This window comes from Acinetobacter sp. AR_0276 (genome assembly GCF_003000705.1).
Classification (GTDB): Bacteria; Pseudomonadota; Gammaproteobacteria; order Pseudomonadales; family Moraxellaceae; genus Acinetobacter; species Acinetobacter nosocomialis.
In genome coordinates this window covers 501,303-524,597 of record NZ_PSQO01000004.1, presented here as the reverse complement: position 1 = coordinate 524,597, position 23,295 = coordinate 501,303, and the positions used below count along the sequence as shown (strand labels likewise).

Annotated in this window: 26 protein-coding genes; 17 read left to right on the top strand and 9 right to left on the bottom strand. The window is 38.1% G+C overall.

Features of this window, described 5'->3' with window-relative positions:
• Positions 1-13: 13 nt before the first annotated feature.
• The 4 genes from thiS to CSB87_RS03375 form a co-directional block, all read right to left on the bottom strand.
• Positions 14-211: a sulfur carrier protein ThiS gene (gene thiS / locus CSB87_RS03390; protein ID WP_022575392.1), complete on the bottom strand. Its 198-nt coding sequence runs from the start codon at positions 209-211 to the stop codon at positions 14-16.
• Positions 212-224: 13 nt separating this feature from the next.
• Positions 225-590 carry a DUF423 domain-containing protein gene (locus CSB87_RS03385; protein WP_002049118.1) on the bottom strand — a complete coding sequence of 122 codons (366 nt, stop codon included), beginning with the start codon at positions 588-590 and terminating at the stop codon, positions 225-227.
• A gap of 109 nt (positions 591-699) precedes the next feature.
• Entirely contained in the window at positions 700-1,566 is an 867-nt protein-coding gene (gene rpoH / locus CSB87_RS03380) for an RNA polymerase sigma factor RpoH (protein ID WP_002049311.1), read from the bottom strand.
• A 133-nt stretch (positions 1,567-1,699) separates the two neighbouring features.
• Complete coding sequence (locus tag CSB87_RS03375) at positions 1,700-1,945, bottom strand: sulfurtransferase TusA family protein (protein WP_004886267.1); 246 nt, start codon at positions 1,943-1,945, stop codon at positions 1,700-1,702.
• A 374-nt stretch (positions 1,946-2,319) separates the two neighbouring features.
• Between CSB87_RS03375 and CSB87_RS03370 the strand changes: the two genes are divergently transcribed.
• Positions 2,320-2,532 (top strand): cold-shock protein, encoded by a 213-nt coding sequence (locus CSB87_RS03370; protein ID WP_000126912.1) that lies wholly within the window; start codon positions 2,320-2,322, stop codon positions 2,530-2,532.
• A 109-nt stretch (positions 2,533-2,641) separates the two neighbouring features.
• On the top strand, positions 2,642-3,793 hold the full coding sequence (rhlB, locus tag CSB87_RS03365; RefSeq protein ID WP_004886271.1) for an ATP-dependent RNA helicase RhlB: 1,152 nt from the start codon (positions 2,642-2,644) through the stop codon (positions 3,791-3,793).
• A gap of 39 nt (positions 3,794-3,832) precedes the next feature.
• Here rhlB and CSB87_RS03360 read toward each other — a convergent pair whose 3' ends face one another.
• A complete protein-coding gene (locus CSB87_RS03360) occupies positions 3,833-4,213 on the bottom strand; it encodes a hypothetical protein (RefSeq protein ID WP_002049100.1) in 381 nt (126 codons plus the stop codon).
• 203 nt (positions 4,214-4,416) lie between these two features.
• Between CSB87_RS03360 and CSB87_RS03355 the strand changes: the two genes are divergently transcribed.
• From CSB87_RS03355 to CSB87_RS03300, 12 genes are all read left to right on the top strand, one after another.
• A complete protein-coding gene (locus CSB87_RS03355; protein WP_031952895.1) occupies positions 4,417-4,992 on the top strand; it encodes a nitroreductase in 576 nt (191 codons plus the stop codon).
• Positions 4,993-5,026: 34 nt separating this feature from the next.
• Positions 5,027-6,100, top strand: coding sequence for an NAD(P)H-dependent glycerol-3-phosphate dehydrogenase (locus CSB87_RS03350; protein WP_002049214.1), 1,074 nt, complete (start codon positions 5,027-5,029; stop codon positions 6,098-6,100).
• A gap of 55 nt (positions 6,101-6,155) precedes the next feature.
• Positions 6,156-6,611, top strand: coding sequence for a SixA phosphatase family protein (locus CSB87_RS03345; RefSeq protein ID WP_106105032.1), 456 nt, complete (start codon positions 6,156-6,158; stop codon positions 6,609-6,611).
• 22 nt (positions 6,612-6,633) lie between these two features.
• Complete coding sequence (gspL, locus tag CSB87_RS03340) at positions 6,634-7,773, top strand: type II secretion system protein GspL (protein WP_031952893.1); 1,140 nt, start codon at positions 6,634-6,636, stop codon at positions 7,771-7,773.
• On the top strand, positions 7,773-8,252 hold the full coding sequence (gene gspM / locus CSB87_RS03335) for a type II secretion system protein GspM (protein ID WP_004707877.1): 480 nt from the start codon (positions 7,773-7,775) through the stop codon (positions 8,250-8,252). The genes gspL and gspM overlap by 1 nt, the downstream gene beginning before the upstream one ends.
• Before the next feature lie 89 nt (positions 8,253-8,341).
• The gene (locus CSB87_RS03330; protein WP_031952891.1) at positions 8,342-9,346 is read left to right on the top strand and encodes a quinone-dependent dihydroorotate dehydrogenase; all 1,005 of its coding nucleotides are present in this window, start codon (positions 8,342-8,344) and stop codon (positions 9,344-9,346) included.
• Between the two features lie 6 nt (positions 9,347-9,352).
• Positions 9,353-9,940, top strand: a complete 588-nt coding sequence (locus CSB87_RS03325; RefSeq protein ID WP_002049156.1) for a CvpA family protein — start codon at positions 9,353-9,355, stop codon at positions 9,938-9,940.
• A gap of 25 nt (positions 9,941-9,965) precedes the next feature.
• Positions 9,966-11,507 carry an amidophosphoribosyltransferase gene (gene purF / locus CSB87_RS03320; protein WP_002049153.1) on the top strand — a complete coding sequence of 514 codons (1,542 nt, stop codon included), beginning with the start codon at positions 9,966-9,968 and terminating at the stop codon, positions 11,505-11,507.
• Positions 11,508-11,585: 78 nt separating this feature from the next.
• Positions 11,586-13,475, top strand: coding sequence for a M48 family metalloprotease (locus tag CSB87_RS03315; RefSeq protein ID WP_004707885.1), 1,890 nt, complete (start codon positions 11,586-11,588; stop codon positions 13,473-13,475).
• Positions 13,476-13,575: 100 nt separating this feature from the next.
• Complete coding sequence (locus tag CSB87_RS03310; RefSeq protein WP_031952888.1) at positions 13,576-14,229, top strand: hypothetical protein; 654 nt, start codon at positions 13,576-13,578, stop codon at positions 14,227-14,229.
• 11 nt (positions 14,230-14,240) lie between these two features.
• A complete protein-coding gene (locus CSB87_RS03305; protein ID WP_017393795.1) occupies positions 14,241-15,206 on the top strand; it encodes a 2-hydroxyacid dehydrogenase in 966 nt (321 codons plus the stop codon).
• A gap of 144 nt (positions 15,207-15,350) precedes the next feature.
• Positions 15,351-16,778 carry a M48 family metalloprotease gene (locus tag CSB87_RS03300; protein WP_079377849.1) on the top strand — a complete coding sequence of 476 codons (1,428 nt, stop codon included), beginning with the start codon at positions 15,351-15,353 and terminating at the stop codon, positions 16,776-16,778.
• Positions 16,779-16,879: 101 nt separating this feature from the next.
• Here the strand turns inward: CSB87_RS03300 and CSB87_RS03295 are convergent, their stop codons facing one another.
• On the bottom strand, positions 16,880-17,326 hold the full coding sequence (locus CSB87_RS03295; RefSeq protein ID WP_004700591.1) for a GatB/YqeY domain-containing protein: 447 nt from the start codon (positions 17,324-17,326) through the stop codon (positions 16,880-16,882).
• Positions 17,327-17,352: 26 nt separating this feature from the next.
• Complete coding sequence (gene rpsU, locus CSB87_RS03290) at positions 17,353-17,568, bottom strand: 30S ribosomal protein S21 (protein WP_001136722.1); 216 nt, start codon at positions 17,566-17,568, stop codon at positions 17,353-17,355.
• A 145-nt stretch (positions 17,569-17,713) separates the two neighbouring features.
• On the opposite strand from rpsU, the gene tsaD reads away from it, so the two are divergent.
• Entirely contained in the window at positions 17,714-18,724 is a 1,011-nt protein-coding gene (gene tsaD, locus CSB87_RS03285; RefSeq protein ID WP_031952887.1) for a tRNA (adenosine(37)-N6)-threonylcarbamoyltransferase complex transferase subunit TsaD, read from the top strand.
• Between the two features lie 2 nt (positions 18,725-18,726).
• Here the strand turns inward: tsaD and CSB87_RS03280 are convergent, their stop codons facing one another.
• A complete protein-coding gene (locus tag CSB87_RS03280; RefSeq protein WP_031952886.1) occupies positions 18,727-19,830 on the bottom strand; it encodes a DUF6670 family protein in 1,104 nt (367 codons plus the stop codon).
• 101 nt (positions 19,831-19,931) lie between these two features.
• A complete protein-coding gene (locus tag CSB87_RS03275; protein ID WP_017393791.1) occupies positions 19,932-20,813 on the bottom strand; it encodes an ATP-binding protein in 882 nt (293 codons plus the stop codon).
• A 178-nt stretch (positions 20,814-20,991) separates the two neighbouring features.
• Between CSB87_RS03275 and CSB87_RS03270 the strand changes: the two genes are divergently transcribed.
• On the top strand, positions 20,992-22,500 hold the full coding sequence (locus CSB87_RS03270) for a DUF3336 domain-containing protein (protein ID WP_002049303.1): 1,509 nt from the start codon (positions 20,992-20,994) through the stop codon (positions 22,498-22,500).
• Positions 22,487-23,293 (top strand): protein kinase domain-containing protein, encoded by an 807-nt coding sequence (locus CSB87_RS03265; protein WP_031952885.1) that lies wholly within the window; start codon positions 22,487-22,489, stop codon positions 23,291-23,293. Before CSB87_RS03270 ends, CSB87_RS03265 begins: the two co-directional genes overlap by 14 nt.
• Positions 23,294-23,295 lie beyond the last annotated feature (2 nt).

The following is a 23,295-nucleotide window of genomic DNA, read 5'->3' as shown; positions in this document are numbered from 1 at the left end:
GGATAACTCCGACTTAGCCGCCGCCAACAGCGTGAATAATTTCGATACGGTCATGTTGAGCAATCATAATTTGCTCTAATTTGCTTTTAGGTACGATTTGCTGATTGTGTTCAACAGCAAAACGTTTTCCTTCAAGTGCCAACTCCTGAATGAGTTGCAAAAGGTTTTGGCTAGGCGTGTCCGTTAATTCGCCATTTAAATAAATTTGCATGATCACATTCCGATTATTTTGCGTATTTGAAAGCATTCCAAGCCAAAACTAGCCATCCAGCAATCATTAAGGCTCCACCGATTGGCGTAATTGCACCTAATATGCGTGGTAAACCTAATGCCATGATATAAAGCGAACCACAAAAGAACAGAATGCCAATCTGAATAAGCAGGAAAGATAACTTGATTGGGAAATGGGGAAGAACCTTACTTAGAATACCAAGGGCTAATAGCCCAAGTGCATGATAAAAAAAGTAGTCGGTTGCAGTCTGCCACCAAGCAATTTGTTCAGGGCTCGCGTGAGCTTTAAGACCATGTGCTCCAAAAGCACCCAACATGACTGCAAAAGCAAGATTAAGGGCTGAAATGGCAATCCACATAACAAAAAACGCAACTGAATAATGAAAGGCAACGTTACCATAGAATAGGTTGGCTAAACATAGCCAGATAAAACAAAAGGGCTGATCGCCCTTTTATTTTTTATTTACTTTAGCTTGCTGACATAGCGACTTTAATTTTTTCCATCGCATTTTTTTCAAGCTGACGAATACGTTCTGCTGATACATTATATTCAGCAGCAAGCTCATGTAGGGTAGATTTATCATCATCTAACCAACGGCGCTGCAAAATATTACGCGAACGATCATCTAACTGGTCCATTGCATCATGTAAAGCAGATGTACTTTGCTCTTCCCAGTCTTCATTTTCAACTAAACGAGCAGGGTCGTAACGGTTATCTTCAAGATATAATGCAGGTGCTGTATGTGGCGTATCATCGTCATCATCGCCTTGCGCTTCAAAAGCAGCATCATAAGCAGTTAAACGACCTTCCATTTCCAAAACTTGTTCGGGAGTTACATTTAAGTCGTTAGCAATAGATTGTGCTTCTTCGAGTGTTAATTTTTTACTCGATTTTTTCAAACTACGTAAGTTGAAGAAAAGTTTACGTTGAGCTTTAGTTGTTGCAATTTTTACAATACGCCAGTTACGAATAACGTATTCATGAATCTCTGCCTTAATCCAGTGGACGGCAAAAGATACGAGACGTACGCCCATATTTGGGTCAAAACGTTTTACGGCTTTCATTAAGCCTAAGTTACCTTCTTGAATAAGGTCGCCTTGAGGGAGGCCATAACCTGCATAGCTGCGCGCAATATGAACGACAAAACGTAAATGCGACATTACCAGCATTTTTGCGGCATCAAGATCTTGGTCATAATAATAACGTTCAGCAAGTTCTTTTTCTTGCTCGGCCGTTAAAATAGGAATCTGATTGACAGTACTGATATATGCACCAAGGTTTACACCGGGCGCAGACAATGACAGGGGCATCAATTGATTGCTGCTGTCACTCATGAGTTCTCCTTATAGGATAGGATGGATTAACCAATAAATTCATCTTAATTTGAATTGGCTTCATAATTAAGGAAAATTGGGTAGAAAAATGTAAAATTTTATGCAGTTTCTAATCTTAGATTTTAACAAAGAATCATTGAGTTTCAATTAAATAGTGAAATTCTCTTTCTGAAATCTGCATGGTTTGACACATAAAATGATGTAAAGTGCAGTAACGCGTTACATCAATTTCACTATGTGGGTCAGATGATTTCAATAAAAATAGCTGCTTTCCTGATACTTTCTTAAGTTCACGTTTTAACATTAATAAAGGCATTGGACATGGTTGACCAAGGGCATTAATTTCAATAGGTGCTACAGCAGAAGAAGTAGTGCTCATTCATTTTAAAAACAACTAAAAAAAATATTTTAACAAATTTTTTTACGAACTCTAGGTGTTTTATAAAAATTAAGAGCTAAAGGAATACATAAAAATTATTGTAATAAGCTGTTTAAAAAAAGAGCTAAAAATAGGGGAAATATTTGAAAAAAATTCTATTAATTGTCATAAACCCGTGTTAAGCTCGAACCGTTTTAGGAATTACCACACAGTTAAATTGTTTTAATAACCTATAACAAATGGATGTAACCGGAAATTGTTGATAGTTTTACAGAATGATTACAAGCTTTAAGATTATAAAAATTTTAAAACCTTGTTTGCTCTGCTGTTTGCAACACCGGAAGGTCCTTTTTTCATCATCTGAGGATTGACTTATGACAGCTCGTGAACAAGGCGTAGTAAAGTGGTTTAATGACACTAAAGGCTTTGGTTTTATTCAACGTAACGGCGGCGACGATGTATTCGTTCACTTCCGTGCAATCGTAGGTGACGGTCACCGTTCTCTACGTGACGGTCAACGTGTAGAATTTAGCGTTGTACAAGGTCAAAAAGGTTTTCAAGCTGAAAACGTTCAGCCTTTAGACTAAGACTAATTCATCTTTTTGATGAATCATGGACGCTCCAATTTTTGAATTGGGGCGTTTTTGTTTATAATGATCTTCTCATTCGAGAGATTGTTTGTTAGAGCGCGTATTTATGACATCTGGTTTTGAAACCTTGAATTTACATCCGCAACTTAAAAAGGCGATTGATGCTTTAGGGTTTACTCAAATGACCCCAATTCAGCAAAAGGTTTTAAAATATACATTAGCCGGGCACGATGCAATTGGGCGAGCACAGACAGGAACAGGTAAGACAGCTGCTTTTCTGATTAGTGTAATTAATGATTTACTCAATAATCCGGTTAAAGAACAACGTTTCCGTGGTGAACCTCGTGCTTTAATCTTGGCGCCTACTCGTGAGTTGGCCTTGCAAATTGAAAGCGATGCAAAGTTTCTCACAAAATTCTCTAATTTACATTTAGTGACCCTATTGGGTGGTGTTGATTTTGATAAGCAGAAGAAGCAACTTGATGCTAATTTTGTCGATATCATGGTTGCTACACCAGGACGTTTAATCGATTTTGTAGAACAAAAAGAAGTCTGGCTCGATCAAATTGAATTTTTGGTGATTGATGAAGCTGACCGATTATTAGATATGGGCTTTATTCCTTCGGTAAAACGTATTGTTCGTTATTCACCACGTAAGGAACAACGTCAAACCCTGATGTTCTCGGCGACTTTTAGTTACGACGTCTTAAATTTAGCAAGACAGTGGTTGTTTGAGCCTGTAACAGTTGAAATTGAGCCTGAACAAAAGACCAATAACGATGTAGAACAACGTGTTTATGTCGTAGCTAAACAAGATAAATATCGTCTTTTACAAGATATTTTACGTGAAGAACCAATTGATAAAGTCATGATCTTTGCCAACCGCCGTGATCAAGTGCGCCGTCTTTATGACCATTTGAAAAAAGATGGATATAAAGTAGGAATGCTATCTGGTGAGATTGCTCAAGATAAACGTTTGAAAATGCTAGAGCAATTTAAGCAAGGGAAGCATAACATCATGATTGCAACGGATGTTGCAGGTCGTGGTATTCATGTAGATGGCGTGTCGCATGTTATCAACTTCACTTTACCTGAGCAGTCTGATGACTATGTTCACCGTATTGGGCGTACAGGTCGTGCAGGTGCACAAGGAGTGAGTATTAGTTTCTTGTCTGAAGATGATGCTTTCTATTTACCAGAAATTGAAAAAGCAATTGGTAAAAAACTACCACTTACCCGATTAGACGGGTATTGCTAATAAAAAAAATCCCAATCAATTGATTGGGATTTTTTTCAATTAATTAATTTTACAATAGAAGGTAAGCGTTGTTTGATAGTCATCATCTTTTGCTAAAGACGCATTTTTACCAGTTAAAGTACCAATAACACCTGCAGCGGCTTCTACCATTTGACCCGTCTTTTCACTTACTACATCTTTTAATACACCATGATAAGTGGTTTTTTCATCAACAATAACAGGAGTTGTATTCTTAGAGCACGTTTTCTGTGCGGCAGTAACTGCATTATTCTTTGCAATTAAATTAGTTTTGCCGATACCAGTCACTTCAAATTGATTATTTTCTTTTTGAATTGCTAAAGTATTTTTAGGAGTGGTAGCACAAGCACCAAGTAATAAAACAACGCCGCTCATTGCGCTCGCTAAAATTATTTTTTTCATGATTCACCTAAGTTAATCGCTAAAAGACATAGCTATTTGAACATAAGTTTTCTATTTGATTTTGAATACGTTGTATGAGTTTTGAAGTTTTGTATTAAAAAATGTCAAACTATAAGTTCACTAAGTTTATAGGCTAGATTCCATGGTGGATTAACGGTAGATTATGCTAATCTATTTCGAATTTTTGAGTTAGATCAATATTAATGACGGATTCAGCAATACAAATAATTCACCAAAATATTCATCAGCGTCAGTCTATTGGCCAATTAGTTGAGCCAGCTCCAAACTCAGATCAATTAGAGTTGGCTTTTCAGGCTGCTTTAACTGCTCCAGATCATCATAGGCTTAAGCCAACACGCTTTGTCGTTATTTCTGGTGAACAACGTGCTGCTTTTGGTGAGGTTCTAGCAAAAGCATTGGTAGATTTAGGAGAGTCTGACCCCGCTCAGCTGGAACGTGTTAAGCAACATCCTTTTCGCGCTCCGCTACTGATTTTAGCTCTTACACAGTTACAAGATCATCCAAAAGTGCCACATTTTGAGCAAATCTTAAGTACTGGTGCGGCAGTACAAAATCTCTTGTTGTCTTTACAAGCTCAGGGGTTTTCAACTATGTGGCGTAGTGGTGCTGTTGTTGAATCAACTTGGTTAAAACAGCATTTAGGCCTGCAACCGCATGATTTAATTTCAGGTATTATTTACGTTGGCACAGCAGCTAAAGCAATTGCACCGCGTGCAGATATTGAAAGTAAAGAATTCGTAAAAGTTTGGCAGGCTTAAGCGTCTGTAAAAGTAAGAAATAGGATAATAAAGCATGGCTGAATTTAAGTTTACAGATTTGGTGGAACCTGTTGCGGTCGATAAAAAAACGGCACTACGTATTACCGTTTTAGGGGGCGGTAGCTTTGGTACAGCCATGGCGAATTTAGCTGCTCGTAATGGCTGCGATACCATGATCTGGATTCGTGATGCCGAAACAGCAGAAGAAATTAATAAAACCCATATTAATAAACGTTATTTACCAGACTTCACTTTAGAATCTTCACTACGTGCTGTGTCTGATCTTGAGCAAGCGGTATGTGACCGAGATATTATTTTAGTTGCAATTCCTAGCCATTCTTTCCGCGATGTCTTAAAACAAATTGCTCCTTATATTACTGCACAAGCAGTTGTATCTTTAACCAAAGGTGTTGAAGCTAAAACATTTAGTTTTATGAGCGATATTATTCGTGAAGAACTACCAGAAGTTCCCTATGGTGTATTGTCAGGTCCAAACCTTGCCAAAGAAATTATGGCAGGTATGCCATCTGGTACAGTGATTGCTAGTGATTCTGAACTCGTCCGTTATGCCGTGCAGCATGCGCTTCATAGTGCGTTATTCCGTGTTTTTGGTAGCGATGATGTGCATGGAGTTGAGTTGGGCGGTGCACTTAAGAATATTTATGCAGTCGCGATGGGAATTGGGGCTGCATATAAAATTGGTGAAAATACCAAAAGTATGATTTTAACGCGTGCTTTGGCTGAAATGAGCCGTTTCGCGGTAAAGCAGGGCGCAAACCCGCTTACATTTTTAGGTTTGTCTGGTGTGGGTGATTTATTTGCGACATGTAATAGTCCATTGAGCCGTAATTATCAAATCGGATATGCATTAGGTTCTGGCAAGACACTTGATCAAGCAAGTAAAGAATTGGGGCAAACTGCAGAAGGTATTAACACGATTGTTCAGGTGCGTGGTAAGGCACAAGAACTAGATGTATATATGCCAATTACCAATGCTTTATATGAAGTCATTTTTGAAGGTGCTCCGCCATTAAATATTGCACTTTCTCTTATGAAAAATGGTCATCGTAGTGATGTGGAGTTTGTTTTACCTCATCATGAAGTCTGACGAATAAATGTCATAAATTGTGGTTATAATGCAGAATTATTAACAAGGAAATTTTATGCAACTGACATTAGTTCGTCATGGGGAAGCTGCTCCACCAGTTAATGGTAATGATATTAAACGTCCCCTTACTGCGTGTGGACATGCACAGGCTGAGCAAACAGCAACATTTTTAAAAGACATTGTAAAACCGGATATTTTTGTTGTTAGTCCTTTGTTGCGTGCTCAGGAAACTTTGGCGCATATCCAGACTTATTTTAAAGATGTGCCAGTGCTGTTATGCGATAAGATTAAGCCAGATGATGATGCAAAAGAAGCAGTTGAATGGTTGTCTCAAATTCCTTATGAGTCGATTGTAGTGGTTTGCCATATGAATGTAATAGGTCATATTGCAGAGTTACTTACTCATGAAAATTTCAATCCATTTGCGCTTGCTGAAGCTAGAATTTATGATCAAGCTGTTATTGCAAATGGTTTATCAACACAAAAAAATAGTTTTATACCCACAATATAATTAAAAAGGTTATTTCGCCAACATGCTGTATATATGGATGCCTGAAACCAATGGAATATGGCATTGGTCTAACGGAGAGAGCTGGTTGCAGGCTGCGAGTCTCGATCAATTAATACAAGACTTGCAAATACATCAGGGAAAAGAAGCTACGGTTTTTTTTCCGAGTCGTCATGCACAAATGCTTCAGCAAACTATGGCGAAGTCCCACTATAAACAACTGGGGGCTGATGGGGTTAAATATCTACTAGAAGAGTTTGTGACTTTACCGATTGATCATATGAAAGTGGTTCACCATTTTCATGCCGATCAGTTAACTGTCTTGGGTGTCGCTCAAGGGATGGTCGAGACATGGCAACATTCTTTGGCTTTGTTGCCAACCAAACTTGTTTCCTTGCTACCAGATTTTCTAATATTGCCAGAGCCGCAAACCGAGCAAGTTATTCTGTGTAATATTAATCACCAACTTTTGGTGCGTGAAAATAAATGGTTGGGTAATTCAATTGATGATTTGGGGCTTTTTTTAGAATTTCAGTCAGCTGAAAAACATTATCAATATAGTGGTTTAACATCAGGGCAACTGGAAAGTTTAGAGGCCGCTTCAAGTGCAGAACAACGTTCTGAGTTCGTTTATCAATTTCAGCCATTAGATAAAACTAAGCAGCATCCTTTCAATGTTTTACCAAAATCAAAAGGCCAGGAGCGTACTTTTTCTGGTTATTGGAAGGCATGTGCTGCCGTTATTTTAGCAATTATCGTAGTGCAGTTTAGCTATGATCTATTGCGTTGGGTCAAATTGAAAAAAGTAGCAAATCTAACTGCTGACCAAACAATTGAACAATATAAATACTGGTTTGGGCCATCTAGTCGTGTGACTGAACAAAATATTAAAGGTCAATTTGAAAGTCATTTAAGAATGAGTCAACAAGGTGATACACAAGCACTTTCTTTGTTAAGCCGTGTTGGACCTATTTTAATGCAAAGACAGATTTTGGCTCAGCAACTTAATTATGATGCTTCAATTTTAACGATGGCATTAAAAGCAAAATCGGCAGATGATTTACAAGCTTTGACACAACAATTAAATCAGCAAGGATTTAAAGCTGAGCTAGGTAATGTCCAAGCAAATGGTGGTGGGGCAATTGGGGTGGTGAAAATACAATAATGAAAATGTTAGCTCAATTGCAGAATCGTTTTGATCAGTGGATTGAAAAAGTTGTTCAATACCTAGATCGTTTAACTGTCCGTGAACGCGTTATGGTGGTCTTTACTACAATTTTTGTGGTAGTGGCTATTGTTGGGTCTTCACTTTGGAAAATGCATTCCTTGGCAGAACAACAGCAAAAACGCTTAAATGATTTAAAAGATCTGATGGTGTGGATGCAAAGTAATGCAGTTACTATGAAGCCTGCAAATGAGCTTGAACTTGATAAGTCTGGAAAAATACAAAGGGTGGCTCAACAGCAAGGTTTAACTGTGACTTCTCAGCAAAATGGAGAGCAGTTACAAATTGTTGTAACGCATCAGAATTATGCAATTTTAGCTAACTTTTTAACACAACTTGCACAGATGGGTCTTAGTATTCAGAAGATGGAAATGGTTTCAAGCGAAGGTCAGATTAAATTAACAGCGACAGTTCAATAACATATCAAAATATGCTTATGTCAAGCATGGTGTTTTGTGCTGCCTGTGCCTATAATATGCGTACCTAAAATCAGTAGACTGTGATTGGTATGTTATATTCACTTGCTCGCCCGATGTTGTTTAGTTTAGCACCAGAGCGTGCCCATGAATTAACATTATCCATGCTTGATAAAGCGCATAAGCTAGGCATGATGCGTCAGGCCGTAGAAGCAAAACCTACTACATGTATGGGGATCGAGTTTCCTAATCCGGTAGGTTTGGCAGCAGGTCTAGATAAAAATGGTGCTCATATTGATGCATTAGCTGGATTAGGTTTCGGTTTCATTGAAATTGGTACAATTACACCTCGTCCGCAATCGGGTAATCCAAAACCACGTTTATTTCGTATTCCTGAAGCTAAAGCCATTATTAATCGTATGGGTTTTAATAATGATGGTGTTGATAAACTTATTGAAAATGTTAAAGCTTCAAAGTTTAGAGGCATTTTAGGAATTAATATTGGTAAAAATGCCGATACGCCTGTCGAAAAAGCAGTTGATGATTACTTAATTTGTCTTGAGAAAGTTTATAACTACGCTTCATATATTACTGTCAATATTTCATCACCGAATACTAAAAACTTACGTAGTTTACAAAGTGGTGATGCGTTAACTGAATTACTGCAAACCTTAAAAGCGCGTCAACTTGAGTTGGCTGAGCAATATAACCATTATGTTCCTCTAGTACTTAAAGTTGCTCCGGATTTAACAGCTGAAGATGTTAAGTTTATCTCTGCTCAATTATTAGATTTTAAAATTGATGGTCTTATTGTGACCAATACCACTTTGTCGAGAGAAGGGGTGGAAAACCTGCCTTACGGTAATGAGTCTGGCGGTTTGTCAGGTGCACCTGTATTTGAAAAAAGTACAGAATGTTTACGTTTATTTGCTCAATCATTGAAAGGTCAAATTCCTTTAATCGGTGTGGGTGGTATTTTGTCTGGTGAGCAAGCTTTAGCGAAACAACAAGCTGGAGCAACACTTGTTCAAATTTATAGTGGTCTAATCTATACGGGACCAACGCTTGTAAAGCAATGTGTTGAAGCTATGACCTAATTGAACATGAACACTATTGATATCATCATTCTAATACTTTTGCTCATTGGGGGGCTAAACGGTTTGCGGCAAGGATTTATAAAAGCCTTTGCGAACTTGGTAGGATGGATTTTTGCATTAATTATGGGTGCAAAATATGCTGTTCTTCTAGCTCCGTCAATGTCGGGTTTAAGTCAGGATCCGGTGGTTCAAAAGATTGCAGCTTTTGCATTTATTGCACTCATTATTATTGTTTTAACTTGGATCGTCACCGCATTTTTAAATGGCCTCTTGAAAAGTTTAAAATTGGGGCCATTAAATCGTTTAGCAGGTGGTGCTTTTGGTTCGTTGAAGGGTTTATTGGTTGTTCTTATTACTATGCAAGGTGTTGGTCCTTGGGTAGAAAGTTCACCTCATTGGAAGCAATCCAAATTTATCCAGTTTTTATTGCCTTACGCACCTTTAGCCACGGAGCTTTCTAAAGGGGCAGCAAGTGAGGCTTTTCATCAGATAACATCTGGAGGCGGTGTATCTCGCACTTCTCCAAAACCAATGGACGAGTCGGAAGAACCAGAAATCCGGCCCGACCATTCAACAAAGAATCCTTTTTATTAATTCCTAGCTTGTCTGCGAGGTTGCTATGTGTGGAGTTGTTGGTATAGCCGGTAAATCGCCAGTGAACCAAATGTTGTTTGATGCATTAACGATGTTGCAACATCGTGGGCAAGATGCAGCTGGAATAGTAACCTGCCATGAAGGCCGTCTTTTCCTTCGTAAGGATAACGGTATGGTGCGTGATGTTTTTCATACTCGTCATATGAGAGCATTACTTGGTAATTACGGTATTGGTCATGTGCGCTACCCAACTGCGGGCTCTGCTAGTAGTGCTGAAGCTCAACCATTTTATGTGAACTCACCTTACGGTATTACACTTGCGCATAATGGTAACTTGACTAATGCAGAAGAAATTCATGATGACCTGTTTAAAACAGATTTGCGTCACATGAACACTGATTCTGATTCAGAAGTTCTTTTAAACGTTTTTGCACATGAGTTGCAAAAGAAAGGAACGTTAAATCCTACAGCTGAAGATATTTTTCATACGGTTTCTCGTGTTCATGAGCGCTGCCAAGGTGCTTATGGCGTAGTTGCTATGATCACTGGTCATGGTTTGGTTGGTTTCCGCGATCCAAATGGTATTCGTCCACTTATTTATGGTTCGCGTGTAACTGAACAAGGTGAGATGGAATATATCATTGCATCTGAGTCTGTGGCGATTACTGCTCTTGGTTTTAAGATCGAACGTGATATCGCACCAGGTGAGGCAATTTTCATTGATGCCGAAGGTCAGTTATTCACTAAACAATGTGCGGCTAATCCAAAATATCGCCCATGTATTTTTGAATATGTTTATTTTGCTCGCCCAGATGCAATTATTGATGGTATTTCAGTTTATAAAGCCCGCTTAAAAATGGGTGAAAAATTAGCGCATAAGATTTTGCGTGACTGGGGTGAAGACCATGATATTGATGTGGTTATCCCAATTCCAGATACAAGCCGTACTTCTGCATTAGAACTTGCAAACATTCTTGGTGTGAAGTTCCGTGAAGGGTTTATGAAAAACCGTTATATCGGTCGTACCTTCATTATGCCGGGTCAGCAACAGCGTAAAAAATCTGTACGTCAGAAATTAAACCCGGTTGAGTTGGAGTTTAAAGGCAAGAACGTTCTATTGGTTGATGACTCTATTGTACGTGGTACTACGTGTAATGAGATTATTCAAATGGCGCGTGACTCAGGTGCGAAAAAAGTATACTTTGCTTCAGCAGCACCAAAAGTGATGTATCCAAACGTATATGGTATCGATATGCCTGCTAAAACTGAGCTTATTGCTTCAGAACGCAGTGTAGAAGAAATCCAAGAAATTATTGGTGCTGATCGTTTAGTATTCCAAGATTTGGAAGACTTGAAGAACGCCGTACGTACAAGTAAGGTTCCTACATTAACTGAGTTTGATTGCTCTGTTTTTGATGGTATCTATGTAACTGGTGGAATTGATGCAGACTATCTGAATAATTTGGAACAGAAGCGTAATGATTCTGCGAAAAAGAAAAAAGATGGTTATATTGATGTCAATATTGATGCAGCGTCAGTAGATTTGACGGGTATTAAAGAAGAATAGAAATAGCCGAAAAAAGCGGGTGTTTCCCGCTTTTTTCTTTTATGATGAAACTTAACAATGTAATTGGGAATATTTACATTGAAAGAAGTAAGCCACTATTTAATCGAAAATAAAAATATGGCATGGTCCATCACTATGTGTTTGGTCGCTGTGCTTTTGACTATTTTTATTTTAAATCTCATTTTAGGTTTACTTGTTCATTTTTTTGATTATAGCCAACCGATTTGGTGGCATGCTTTAAGTCCCTATTTTATTGCTCTTTTGCTTTTTATTATGGTTTGGTCGGTGGTGACCGAGCTTTACATTTTACGTAAAGGTGGTCATTCCCTTGCCAAACAGCTTAAAGCACGTCGTTTGGTAAAAGGCGAGAGTACACCAGAAGAACATGCGGCATTAAAAATTACAGAACATTTGGCGCAAACATTTTCTCTTAACGTTCCAACTCTCTATGTTTTGCCTGATGAAGTAGGTGTAAATGCATTAACAGCTGGTTTTCACTCAAATGATATTGTCATTATTTTGACTTGGGGAGCTTTACAGAATCTAGATGAACTAGAGCTGTATGGTTTACTGGGTCATGAATTTAACCAAATTTTATCTGGTGAGGCTGTAGAAAATACTAAATTAAAAATTTTATACAGCGGTTTAACGACTTTCAGTCAATGGGGCAGTAAGCTCGCAAAACAAGGTTTTAAGCGCTACAGTCCGGGTTATAAGCATAAGTTCGAGACTGTGTTTGTAGCTGTTGGTGGAGTGATTTGGTTAGCAGGAAGTTTAGGTGTTTTAATCACTCGCTTTATTAAATATTTAACATTAAGTGGCCGCACATTTCGCAATGACCAAAAAACTATGCGGTTGCTAAAAAATAGTACGAATACCCAAACATTATTACGTATTTATGTTCACCATTCAGGATCACAAATTCATAGTGCTTATTCTGAATCAATCGCGCATATGTGTTTTGCAAATTCACTTAGCCCTCAAAGCTGGATGAATATTCATCCGAGCATTCGTGAGCGTATTTACGAACTCAATCCTACTTTACTGCAAGATTTACAATTAGAAAATTTAAAGAAACTTCGTAATAGGCCTTTATTTAGCCTTTTCCGTTCATTAGAAGAATCTGAGACGGAAATCTATATTCCGTGGTCATCACCACAACCTTTGCCATTATTGCGTCTTTCTCCAATTAGCTTTGCATTAAATGATGCGATCAAGCCTTTAAGTAGTGATATCCGACGTAATAAAAAACGCCCTGAACTTATTCAGCGTGCATTGCAAACAGCCACTGGTTCCCGTGAGGTGATGGTTGCGATTTTAATGATTCGTCAATATCGAGAATTTATTCCGCAAGAAGCCCCTGTAAGCCATTCGATAGTCGATGCTTTGCTTAATTTGGATGGTCGTATTCATATTCAGATATTTCACGACGCATGTAAAAATATTGGCCATATGCCTGCAAGTATTGCGCGTCAATTTTTGACAAAACTGGCACTTATTATTCAGGAAGATGGGGAAATTGGGCTGCTTGATGCCTTATTATTAGAGCGGGTCAAGTATGAATTGAATTTGATGCCACTTCATTTGCCAACAGCATTTGAAGAAGTGAAACCTCAAATAGTTCGTTTAATTGATGCGTTACTTCATGTGCAGCAAATTAATAGTCCAAACCAGTTGGAAGTCCGTGAGCGTATTTTGCGTTCTTTACTTAACCCAGATGAAATGCATATATATGATGAAATTTCGGATGAGCCTTTAGACTTGGCCGAAATTTTAAATGACATTGCTGGGCTTTTACTTCGTGATCGTTTAAGTATTTTAGCAATTGCTGAGATGTGTTTATGGAGTGACCGCATTATTACTCAAGATGAACTTGATGTGCTGGAGTTACTCTACTGGCGATTTGGTTTTGAGTCCGATGAAATTGTAGAGCAAATGCAGAAGAAAAATAGCGTTATGATTATTTAAGAGACATATGTGATTTCCACTAGCGATCATTAAAAGAAAACGCTGAAAAAAAGTCAGAAGCCCGTTAGAATGTGTGTAGATTAGAGGTACTGATTTAAACATGATTGGGCAGCAAAGAAATATACTGGCAAATTTAGGAATTGATATATGGATTCCTAGAACACAAGCGTGCCAAAAAAATAATGCCCATACTGTATGGCGAGATCAGGTTGTTGAATCTCATACACCAATTATCGCACCTACAATAGATGTTCCTGCTTTTGAACAAAAGCCATCTAAGCCTCTGTTGCCTGAAGCGCCTAAAGTTGTAGAGCAACCTTCAATAGCAATTAGAGATGTTCCGCAGTCTGAAAGGGTTATTGAAAAACCTGTGATTGCTGTTGAGCAAGAGGCGATTGCTCCATTCGAGTTGCAGGCTTATTGCCTTGAAAAGTGTGTAATCTTTGTTGATGTGACAGCACTAGAAAAAGAAGAGAAACAACTTTGGACAAATATACAAAAGGCTAAAGTGGGTCACTATGCTGAATTAAAATGGCCTTTTCCCTTAGCGGCATATCAAGATCAACGCGGTGTGGGTTCATATATTCAGGGTTTCTTAGATGCTTTAGCTGCAGAAAAAAAGATTTTGTGTTTAGGTAAATGTGCGTATATTCAACATGCAAATCTTATTCATTTAGCTAGTTTAAAAGAAATGTTAGATAAGCCTCTCCTTAAGAAAAGATTGTGGCAACTTATGCAAGATAACAATGAGTAGTAGGGACATACATGAAAAAGGTTGTAGTTTTTAGTCAAATTGATGAAGAGATTTTGTCACGGTTGCAGCAGGATTATCATGTTGTCGTATTAAACCCTAAACTGGGTGATATCAATGAACAGATACGACAAGAAGTGGTAGATGCTGATGGAATGATTGGCGCGGGACGCTTACTTAATGAAAGTAACCTTGCTCCAGCACAAAAATTAAAAATTATTTCATCTGTGACTGTTGGTTATGATAATTATGATGTTGCTTATTTGAACCAAAAGAAAATCTGGTTATCAAACACACCTCATGTTTTGACAGAAACTACTGCTGATCTTGCCTTTACTCTATTGTTAAGCGCAGCTAGAAAAGTACCATTTTTAGACCACTGGACTAAACAAGGCGAATGGAAAAGAACAGTAGGGCCACAGCAGTTTGGTCTGGATGTTTTTGGGAAAACACTTGGTATTATCGGACTTGGTAATATTGGTGCTGCAATTGCGCGTCGTGGTTTTTATGGTTTTAACATGAATATTGTTTACCATAATCGACGCGAAAAGCCTGAATTGGCCGAGCCATTGAATGCTCAATATCTAGGTTTGGATGAGTTGCTACAACAGTCTGATTTTGTAGTCACAGCAGTTGATTTAAATGCAGAATCTAAAGCCTTAATGGGCAAAGCTCAATTTGAGCTGATGCAAAAGCACGCTATCTTTATCAATATTGCGCGCGGTTCAGTGGTTGATGAGCAGGCACTTATTGAAGCTTTACAGCAGGAAGTCATTTTTGCTGCTGGCTTAGATGTATATGAAAAAGAGCCTTTGCAAGATTCGGCACTTTTTAAATTACCAAATGTTGTTACTTTGCCTCATGTGGGGTCTGCTACAGCTGAAACACGCAAAAAAATGGCAAATTTAGCTTATAAAAACTTAGTAGAAGCATTGGAAGATAAAACACCAAGGTATTTGGTGAACCCTAATTTCGTATAAATATTGAATAACACTTCATTGCAAATATAGTCTATTTTCAATGTTATAGTGAAAGCCTGCTCATATGATGTAAGAAACTCAAGCATTATATGAATGGGCTTTTTTGTTAGTTTAATTTTTAATAGAGAAGAACTTTTGAAATTTTTGCCAGTTATTTTAAGTTTGGCTTTTATAACAAATGCCTCTTACGCTGATCCTTTTGACTCAAAACCAGCTTCTGGGCAGGTTGAAATTCCGAATATTGGTAGTGGAATAGGATTACTTGATCAACAAAAAGAAAAATTTATTGGTGAAAAAGTTTTCCGTGAAGTTCATAAGCAAATGCCAGTCATACAAGATGTGTGGCTGGAAGATCAGTTTTTTCAAGTTTTCTCTAATATCTTGGCTGAAACACAGCTTGGACAACCTATTGGGCTTGTGGTCATTAAAGACCCACAAATTAATGCCTTTGCTGTTCCTGGTGGTTTATTTGCATTAAATACAGGTCTTATTTCCTCGGCTCGAAATATTGATGAGATTGCTGGAGTGATGGCGCATGAGATTGCCCACGTTTCGCAGAGGCACTTTAGTCGTTCAGAAGAGGCTTTTAAAGGGCAAACTCTTTTAAGCTTAGCTGGTTTGCTAGCAGGTGTGGCTTTAGCTGCCCAAGCAGGCGGGGATGCTGGAGCTGCAGTCATGTTGGGTACGCAAGCTGCACTTCTGGATAAACAGCTCACTTATAGTCGTAATCAAGAGCGTGAAGCTGACCGTATTGGAATGCAATATATGTATGCTGCAGGTTATAACCCGCAAAGTATGGCAGATTATTTTGAAACGATGCACAGAGCAACAAGTCATGTAAGTTTCCTGCCGGATTTTTGGCTTACGCATCCCTTAACGACTGAACGTATGAGCGAGGCCCGTTTAAGAGCAAACCAGATGCCTAAAGTTAAAAGTCGAATATATGATGTCGATTTTGAAATTTTAAAATGGTATACCATGGTGGTTGCGGGAGAGGCGACTGAAAACCAATTGCAAAGTCTGGCATCGCAAAAAAATCTCGCAGGGTTACTGGCTTTATCTGCTTTTTATCTTAAACAAGGAGATTATGCCCAAGCTCAAACAACCTTAGATCAAGTAAAATCTAGTGGTAAGCCACTTGTTTCTTTAATTCAAACAGATATTTATTTGGGTCAGAATAAACTTGATCAGGCCTATAATTCGATCGCTCCCTTACAAATGACAATGCCTGAAAATAAAGCTTTTAGCTACAAATTGGCTGAGGTTTTATTGCGTCAAGGTAAATATGCTCAAGTGCAAACTTTGGTGCAGCGTTTTATTAATAAAAATGCTAGAGATATTCAAGGCTGGCAACTATTACAGCAAGCCGCTAATTTAGATAAACAGTCACCGTTAAGAGCGGTGAATGTGTTGCGATATCGTGCAGAAGCACAGTATTGGTCTGGTAGTGAAGAAAATGCAATTAAATCTATGCTACATGCACAAAGACTAGCGAAAGGCAATCAAGCCATGTCAGCTAAAATTGATGGTCGATTAAAGCAAATGCAAGATGAGCGACGAATGAAAATTTAGAGCTTGTAGTTTGAGCTTATGCTTTTCAAACACACAGATATGCTTAAACTGACAAGTAAATGAAAGCTTAGTCTAAGAGTATATAAAGAGAGAGGAGGGAATTAAGCTAATTTAGCTTTAATTTTTGCTGAAACTTGAGCAGGATCGGCACGCCCGGCTATGATCGGACGTAGAGAATTCATCACCTTACCCATATCTTTCATGCTAGTTGCTTCTTGAGCAGCAATCGTTTGCTCAATGATAGAATCAAGCTCTTCCTCAGTCATAGCTTCTGGTAGAAACTGGGAAATAATCTCAGCTTCGGCTTGTTCTTTACTAGCTAAATCATCACGACCAGCACCTTCAAAGGCTTTGATCGATTCTTTACGTTGTTTAATTTGCTTTTCAATGACCGCAAGAACCTGAGCGTCGCCAAGCTCTATGCGCTCATCAACTTCGATTTGCTTAATTGCTGCTTGTAGACTACGCAAAACCGTCACTGTTGCCATATCTTTGGCACGCATAGAAGTTTTTAATGCATCAGTAATTTGGTCTTTTAAAGTAGTCATAATTTCAGCAGTCAATCACAAATTAATTAGTAAAGGCGAGTAGTACGTACAGATTCGCGAGCCAATTTCTTTTGGTAGCGTTTAACTGCAGCAGCTTTTTTGCGCTTACGTTCTTGAGTTGGTTTTTCGTAGAATTCGCGCTTACGAACGTCAGCTAAAACACCAGCTTTTTCGCATGAACGTTTGAAACGACGGATAGCTACGTCAACTGGTTCGCCTTCTTTCAACTTAACTTGTGGCATGTAAAATCCTCTAGATTATGGATAAGATCAGGCACACCATTGCGCCGGATCACAAGTGAAGGTCAGTATTTTACTCATTTACAACTCATATCACAAGTCTATAATAGCGATTGCAATATTTTGACTCATATAAAAGGCAGTTTTGATGATTGTTTTAGGCTTGGAAACTTCTTGTGATGAAACAGGGTTGGCACTTTATGATAGCGAACTCGGCTTACGGGGACAGGTTCTTTATAGCCAGATAAAACTTCATGCTGAATATGGTGGTGTGGTTCCGGAGTTAGCTTCTCGTGACCATGTTCGTAAGCTTATTCCTTTAATGAATCAGCTGCTTGAACAAAGTGGTGTTAAGAAACAGGAAATTGATGCAGTCGCTTATACACGTGGCCCAGGTTTAATGGGAGCATTAATGACAGGCGCATTATTTGGAAGAACTTTAGCTTTTTCTTTAAATAAGCCTGCCATCGGTGTTCACCATATGGAAGGACACATGTTAGCTCCATTGCTCTCAAGCCAACCGCCTGAATTTCCATTTGTAGCATTACTTGTTTCAGGTGGACATACACAATTGATGGCGGCTCATGCGATTGGTCAATATGAGTTATTGGGTGAATCAATTGATGACGCAGCCGGTGAAGCTTTCGATAAAGTTGCAAAAATGATGAATCTGCCATATCCGGGTGGGCCAAATATCGCAAAACAGGCGCTATCTGGTGATCCTTTAGCATTTGAGTTTCCCCGTCCAATGCTTCATCAAGGTCTAGATTTTTCTTTTAGTGGCTTAAAAACGGCAGTTTCTGTTCAACTGAAAAAATTGAATGGCGAAAACCGTGATGCTGACATTGCTGCTTCATTCCAAGAAGCTATTGTAGACACCTTAGTAAAAAAATCGGTAAAAGCTTTAAAGCAAACTGGACTTAAGCGTTTAGTGATTGCTGGTGGGGTGAGTGCAAATTTACGATTACGCGAACAGTTGGAAACTTCATTGGCCAAAATTAAAGCGCAAGTTTACTATGCTGAACCTGCCTTATGTACTGATAATGGGGCAATGATTGCATTTGCAGGTTATCAGCGTTTAAAAGCGGGCCAACACGATGGCTTGGCTGTCACGACTACACCGCGTTGGCCAATGACAGAATTGTCTATTCCTAAATAAAATTATTCATCTGCAAAGGCTTGTTGGTTTTCAATATCTATATATTCGATATAACCCCGGCCTTGCACTTCATTGCCAAAATAATGGCCCGTAAATATATAACCACTTGCATAACCTTGCCCATGACCATAGCGGAATGGGCAGTCAATTTCTGCCTGAATGTTTAAGATAATTTGCTTTGCATCATTTCGAGCGATCCATGAAAAATATTTTGGAAGTTGCATTTTTTTGCCCGTTGGAGAAATGAAGTCATCAACTTGGTGTGAAATAATATCAAAGCTAACGTCTGTATAAATTTCAGCTGGTCGATCAAGATGTCTAATGTGCAAGGTATAGGTTACTGTTTGCCCCACAATATCTGCTTTTGTTAGAAGAAGTTGAGTGTTTTCATTTAAATTGATGATTTGATAAGTGAAAAAATCAAGCGGTAGTTTATGGTTCTCAGGTATAAGTTGAGTTGTGAATGAGTGGGGACCAACTGCACGAGCATATTCGTAAGTGCAAAGCCCTTCACTTTCAATGCGTTTTTCCTGATAGTTTAAAAAACCTTTAAATTTTGCCAACAAACTAAAATGGTCATAGACTGGTGTTTTTATGAACCATGAAACATGTGAAGTCACATCAATATCAAAGTCGAAATCTAGACCCTGATAATGCCCATTAATATGAATTTGAGGGAATTTTCCTTGAATTGAAATTTCCTTACCAAGTTCTATTAAACTTCCATCTTTATTAATTTTTGTCTCTTCGGGAATGATATAGGCTTTCAATAATGCTTGTTCAAGGGCGGCTGTACTTGAAAAGAAAGTCGCTGTTTTTCTAGGGTTTCCAACGATAATATCATCATGATCAAATGCAAGTGCGCCAGGCGTACCGATTAAAATCATAATATTTAAATAGCGATGAGGTTCTGGCAAAAGTGGAAAAAAGATTCCGTAGTGGGTCCAGCTATAGTATTTTTCGTCAACACGTGGGCGAATGATATAAGATTGAGTAAAAGGAAGGGTTGAATATTTTTTTGCTTGATCTAAAAAGCCTTGTGCGAATAACAAACTTTTAGCAACAGTTTTGCTTACTAGAGAAATTTTTGGCAATTGTTTTTTCATATATAAGCCTAAAGAAAACTATCTATATTTAGGTTATGAAAAACAATTGCCAAAGCTAAGCGGTTTATAGGCCAAAGCTAAGGCTTTGTGGGACATTTTATTTAACTGTTAGACAGTTCTTTTAAAGCGTTTAAACCGATCCAATGCTTAGAAAACTGATAAGCCGCACGACCAGAGCGCTGACCACGCATTTGACACCAACGTAAACTCTCAGCTCGAACTTCATCATTGAAAGGCATGTTCGCTTTATCTAGATAATGTTCTACGATTTCTAAATATAAATTTTGATCCATTGGGTAAAAAGATAACCACAAACCAAAACGGTCTGATAGAGAGATCTTTTCTTCAATCGCTTCTTGAGGATGTAGTTCGGTATATTGGGGCACATCTACTTTGGTTACAGGTGTGTTTTCGTGCATGAACTCAGGTAACAAGTGACGACGGTTACTGGTCGCATAAATAATAAAATTTGTTGAACCTGACTGTAATGAACCATCCAATACACTTTTTAAACTACGATAATTTTCATCTTCAGCATTAAACGCTAAGTCATCACAGTAAACGATATACTTTTCAGGTCGGTTTTGAATAATTTTTTGAATTTTTGGTAAGTCTGCTAAATCATCACGTTCAATTTCAATTAAACGTAATCCTTGAGGAGCATACTCAGTGAGTAAAGCACGCACAATAGAGGATTTACCTGTACCACGTGAGCCTGTTAACAGTACATCATTTGCGGGTAAGCCATTTAAAAACTGCAAAGTATTTTGAATAATTTTTTCTTTTTGACGTTCGATGCCTTTTAAGTCATCAAGATAAATATTCTTAGGCGTATAAATGGCTTTAAGTTGCTGGTTTTCCCATCTAAAAGCTGGTGCAGTGAAATCAGTTTCTTGCTTCGGTTCAGGTAAGACCTGCTGTAACTGATTTAATACAAGTGATAAGGTTTGAACTAAATTGTCGGGTAAATCAATGGTAGCCATGGTTAATCAATCATGTTAAACAGTAATTTACTAGGATACTAACACCGAAATTTGCAAGCTGACAAAAAAGATACTGGTAATGCAGTTTATCGGTTTTGCAATTGATTGAAATGTTCAGACCGCGCATAGTGTTGTCATGTCTATTCAGTAAAATCATCTGTGAAGATGAGGACGAAATATGTTTGAAAAAATACGAAGTGATATGAATCCACATCAGGCTTACCGTATCAAAAAATTACAACGTCAATTAGACATGGCTGAATCTTATGAAGAATGGAAGTCTTTTGCATTAAAACTGGATGAAGAAACAGGTGCACAAGAGTGGAAGTTTGATAATAGTTCGCCTTACTTCGATGCCGAGCTCATTTCTTATCGTTACACTTTACTGAAAAGATATCGTCAGCAACACCGTACTCTGGATTTGATTTATCTTTTAAAAGAAGGGCTAACCTACGATATTGCAAATATTGGTCATCCTATGTTGTTTGCTGCCACACATGTAGGCACAAAAAAATTAATTGAAGATTATATTGAAGAAGTCAGTCAAAGCTTGGCTTATATTGCATCTAGTGAATGTATTACGTTTCAAAGAAAAGAAAAAATCGAGTTTTTTGAAAATTGTGAAAAAGCTTATGGTCAGCCTGCTCTTATGTTTTCGGGTGGTGCAACTTTAGGTCTTTTTCATACGGGTGTATGTAAAGCTCTAATTGAACAAGATTTAATGCCTAAGGTACTGTCAGGCTCAAGTGCGGGCGCTATTATGACTGGTATGTTGGGAATTTCTGCCAGTGAAGATATTCAAAATTTGTTAAATGGCGAGCAATTTTTCAGTGATGCGTTTCACTTTAGAAAACTTCGTGAACTTATAAAAGGGAATGGTGGTATTGCAGATGTCCACTATTTAAAAAAATTCCTCATTGAAAATTTGGGCGATCTTACTTTTGAAGAAGCATTCAAAAAATCAGGTTTGAATATTAATGTCGCTGTTGCGCCGTATGATGCAACAGAAAATCCTCGGATTATGAATGCAATTATGACACCCAATGTTTTGGTTTGGAGTGCTGTGTTGGCTTCTTGTGCTGTACCAGTTTTATTTCCGCCTGTGCGTTTAACCAGTAAGCGTTATGATGGTGAACATACGCCGTATATGGCAAACACTAAATGGGTAGATGGCAGTGTGCGTAGTGACTTTCCACAAGAAAGAATGGCAAGGCTTTATAATTTAAACTACACCATTGCTAGTCAAGTGAATCCGCATGTTGTGCCATTTATGCAAGATGATGCACACCGTTTCCGTAAGGATGTTTTAAGTTGGCCTGAACGTATTTTAAGACGCCAAGGTAAAGTGCTTTCGATGGGAATAATGGATTTTACCCGTCAAAGATTAGGAGCCATTTCTCCAGTAAGGAGATTGCTTGATCACGGATATGGTGTAGTAGGGCAGCGATATTATGGAGATGTTAATATTATTGCCAAATATAGCTTAAAACATTATGCCTATACGTTACAAAACCCTCGTCCACATTTATTTAAACGATTACAACGAGAAGGTGAGCGTGCGACTTGGCCGAAAATATCTTCTATAGAAACTCATGCGCGTATTGGTAAAACAATTCAGCATTGTTTAGAAGTTTTACGTTTTGAAGAAAAGAAACAACAGCCAGAGTCTTATTATGCTGAAGCATGATTTTGCTTCTCATATAGAACACTTAAAATGCGTAACAAAACCTAAAAGTTCAGCTTTAGGAAGGCATCTATGGACATGTTCTATAGATGCTCATTACTACTGGCTAAAATATCAAGTGCCGCATGTACATGCTCAAGGTGAGCAAGATTTTTTGCATGAATTGCAATTCTATGAAAATATTCAGCATAAAAAAGTGAATTGGCTTTTGCCATTTAAAATATTTGATGTCAGTACTATTTCCCAATTACATCAGTTTGAAGGAAAAGTATTAATTTTGCCAGACACCGATTGCTGGTTTGATGACTTAGATCAAAAGCAAAATTTAAAAGATATTCATGAGATGATCTATACAGCGCTTATGGCTTTAGCAGAACTTCATGAGCTAGGGTGGATTCATGGCGATATTAAAAAAGAACACTTTCGAAAGTTTGAGCAAAGACTTTATTTAATCGATTTTGAAAAAGCACGGCTTATAACTACTCCTGATTCAATCATTGATGCTACGCCAAGATATATGGCACCTGAACTGTTCCATGGAACTAGGAAGAATATACAAAGCGATTTATATGCTTTTGGAGTTGTTTTATATGAATGGCTAAGTCAAATACGTTTACAAGCAAACACTTATCATGACTGGGCTGTATTGCATTGCCAAAACTTAAACATTCAGTTGCCTGATTCAGTTCAAGTTTTTTACCCTTTACTTATAGGGTTATTGCAAAAACAGCAGAAAAACCGTTTTTCAAATGCATTTGAAGCAATCAATTGTTTAAATGGTCTCTCAAACTTATAAAA

Bases quoted from the DNA above. Each gene is read 5' to 3' on its own strand.
- CSB87_RS03355 (WP_031952895.1), top strand. From the start codon at position 4,417: ATGACGGATTCAGCAATACAAATAATTCACCAAAATATTCATCAGCGT.
- CSB87_RS03275 (WP_017393791.1), bottom strand. From the start codon at position 20,813: ATGGCTACCATTGATTTACCCGACAATTTAGTTCAAACCTTATCACTT.
- gspM (WP_004707877.1), top strand. From the start codon at position 7,773: ATGAAAATGTTAGCTCAATTGCAGAATCGTTTTGATCAGTGGATTGAA.
- CSB87_RS03270 (WP_002049303.1), top strand. From the start codon at position 20,992: ATGTTTGAAAAAATACGAAGTGATATGAATCCACATCAGGCTTACCGT.
- CSB87_RS03310 (WP_031952888.1), top strand. From the start codon at position 13,576: ATGATTGGGCAGCAAAGAAATATACTGGCAAATTTAGGAATTGATATA.
- purF (WP_002049153.1), top strand. From the start codon at position 9,966: ATGTGTGGAGTTGTTGGTATAGCCGGTAAATCGCCAGTGAACCAAATG.
- CSB87_RS03360 (WP_002049100.1), bottom strand. From the start codon at position 4,213: ATGAAAAAAATAATTTTAGCGAGCGCAATGAGCGGCGTTGTTTTATTA.
- CSB87_RS03295 (WP_004700591.1), bottom strand. From the start codon at position 17,326: ATGACTACTTTAAAAGACCAAATTACTGATGCATTAAAAACTTCTATG.
- rpoH (WP_002049311.1), bottom strand. From the start codon at position 1,566: ATGAGTGACAGCAGCAATCAATTGATGCCCCTGTCATTGTCTGCGCCC.
- CSB87_RS03330 (WP_031952891.1), top strand. From the start codon at position 8,342: ATGTTATATTCACTTGCTCGCCCGATGTTGTTTAGTTTAGCACCAGAG.
- CSB87_RS03305 (WP_017393795.1), top strand. From the start codon at position 14,241: ATGAAAAAGGTTGTAGTTTTTAGTCAAATTGATGAAGAGATTTTGTCA.
- CSB87_RS03345 (WP_106105032.1), top strand. From the start codon at position 6,156: ATGCAACTGACATTAGTTCGTCATGGGGAAGCTGCTCCACCAGTTAAT.
- thiS (WP_022575392.1), bottom strand. From the start codon at position 211: ATGCAAATTTATTTAAATGGCGAATTAACGGACACGCCTAGCCAAAAC.
- rpsU (WP_001136722.1), bottom strand. From the start codon at position 17,568: ATGCCACAAGTTAAGTTGAAAGAAGGCGAACCAGTTGACGTAGCTATC.
- CSB87_RS03325 (WP_002049156.1), top strand. From the start codon at position 9,353: ATGAACACTATTGATATCATCATTCTAATACTTTTGCTCATTGGGGGG.
- CSB87_RS03385 (WP_002049118.1), bottom strand. From the start codon at position 590: ATGTGGATTGCCATTTCAGCCCTTAATCTTGCTTTTGCAGTCATGTTG.
- CSB87_RS03280 (WP_031952886.1), bottom strand. From the start codon at position 19,830: ATGAAAAAACAATTGCCAAAAATTTCTCTAGTAAGCAAAACTGTTGCT.
- CSB87_RS03370 (WP_000126912.1), top strand. From the start codon at position 2,320: ATGACAGCTCGTGAACAAGGCGTAGTAAAGTGGTTTAATGACACTAAA.
- tsaD (WP_031952887.1), top strand. From the start codon at position 17,714: ATGATTGTTTTAGGCTTGGAAACTTCTTGTGATGAAACAGGGTTGGCA.
- CSB87_RS03350 (WP_002049214.1), top strand. From the start codon at position 5,027: ATGGCTGAATTTAAGTTTACAGATTTGGTGGAACCTGTTGCGGTCGAT.
- CSB87_RS03375 (WP_004886267.1), bottom strand. From the start codon at position 1,945: ATGAGCACTACTTCTTCTGCTGTAGCACCTATTGAAATTAATGCCCTT.
- CSB87_RS03265 (WP_031952885.1), top strand. From the start codon at position 22,487: ATGCTGAAGCATGATTTTGCTTCTCATATAGAACACTTAAAATGCGTA.
- gspL (WP_031952893.1), top strand. From the start codon at position 6,634: ATGCTGTATATATGGATGCCTGAAACCAATGGAATATGGCATTGGTCT.
- rhlB (WP_004886271.1), top strand. From the start codon at position 2,642: ATGACATCTGGTTTTGAAACCTTGAATTTACATCCGCAACTTAAAAAG.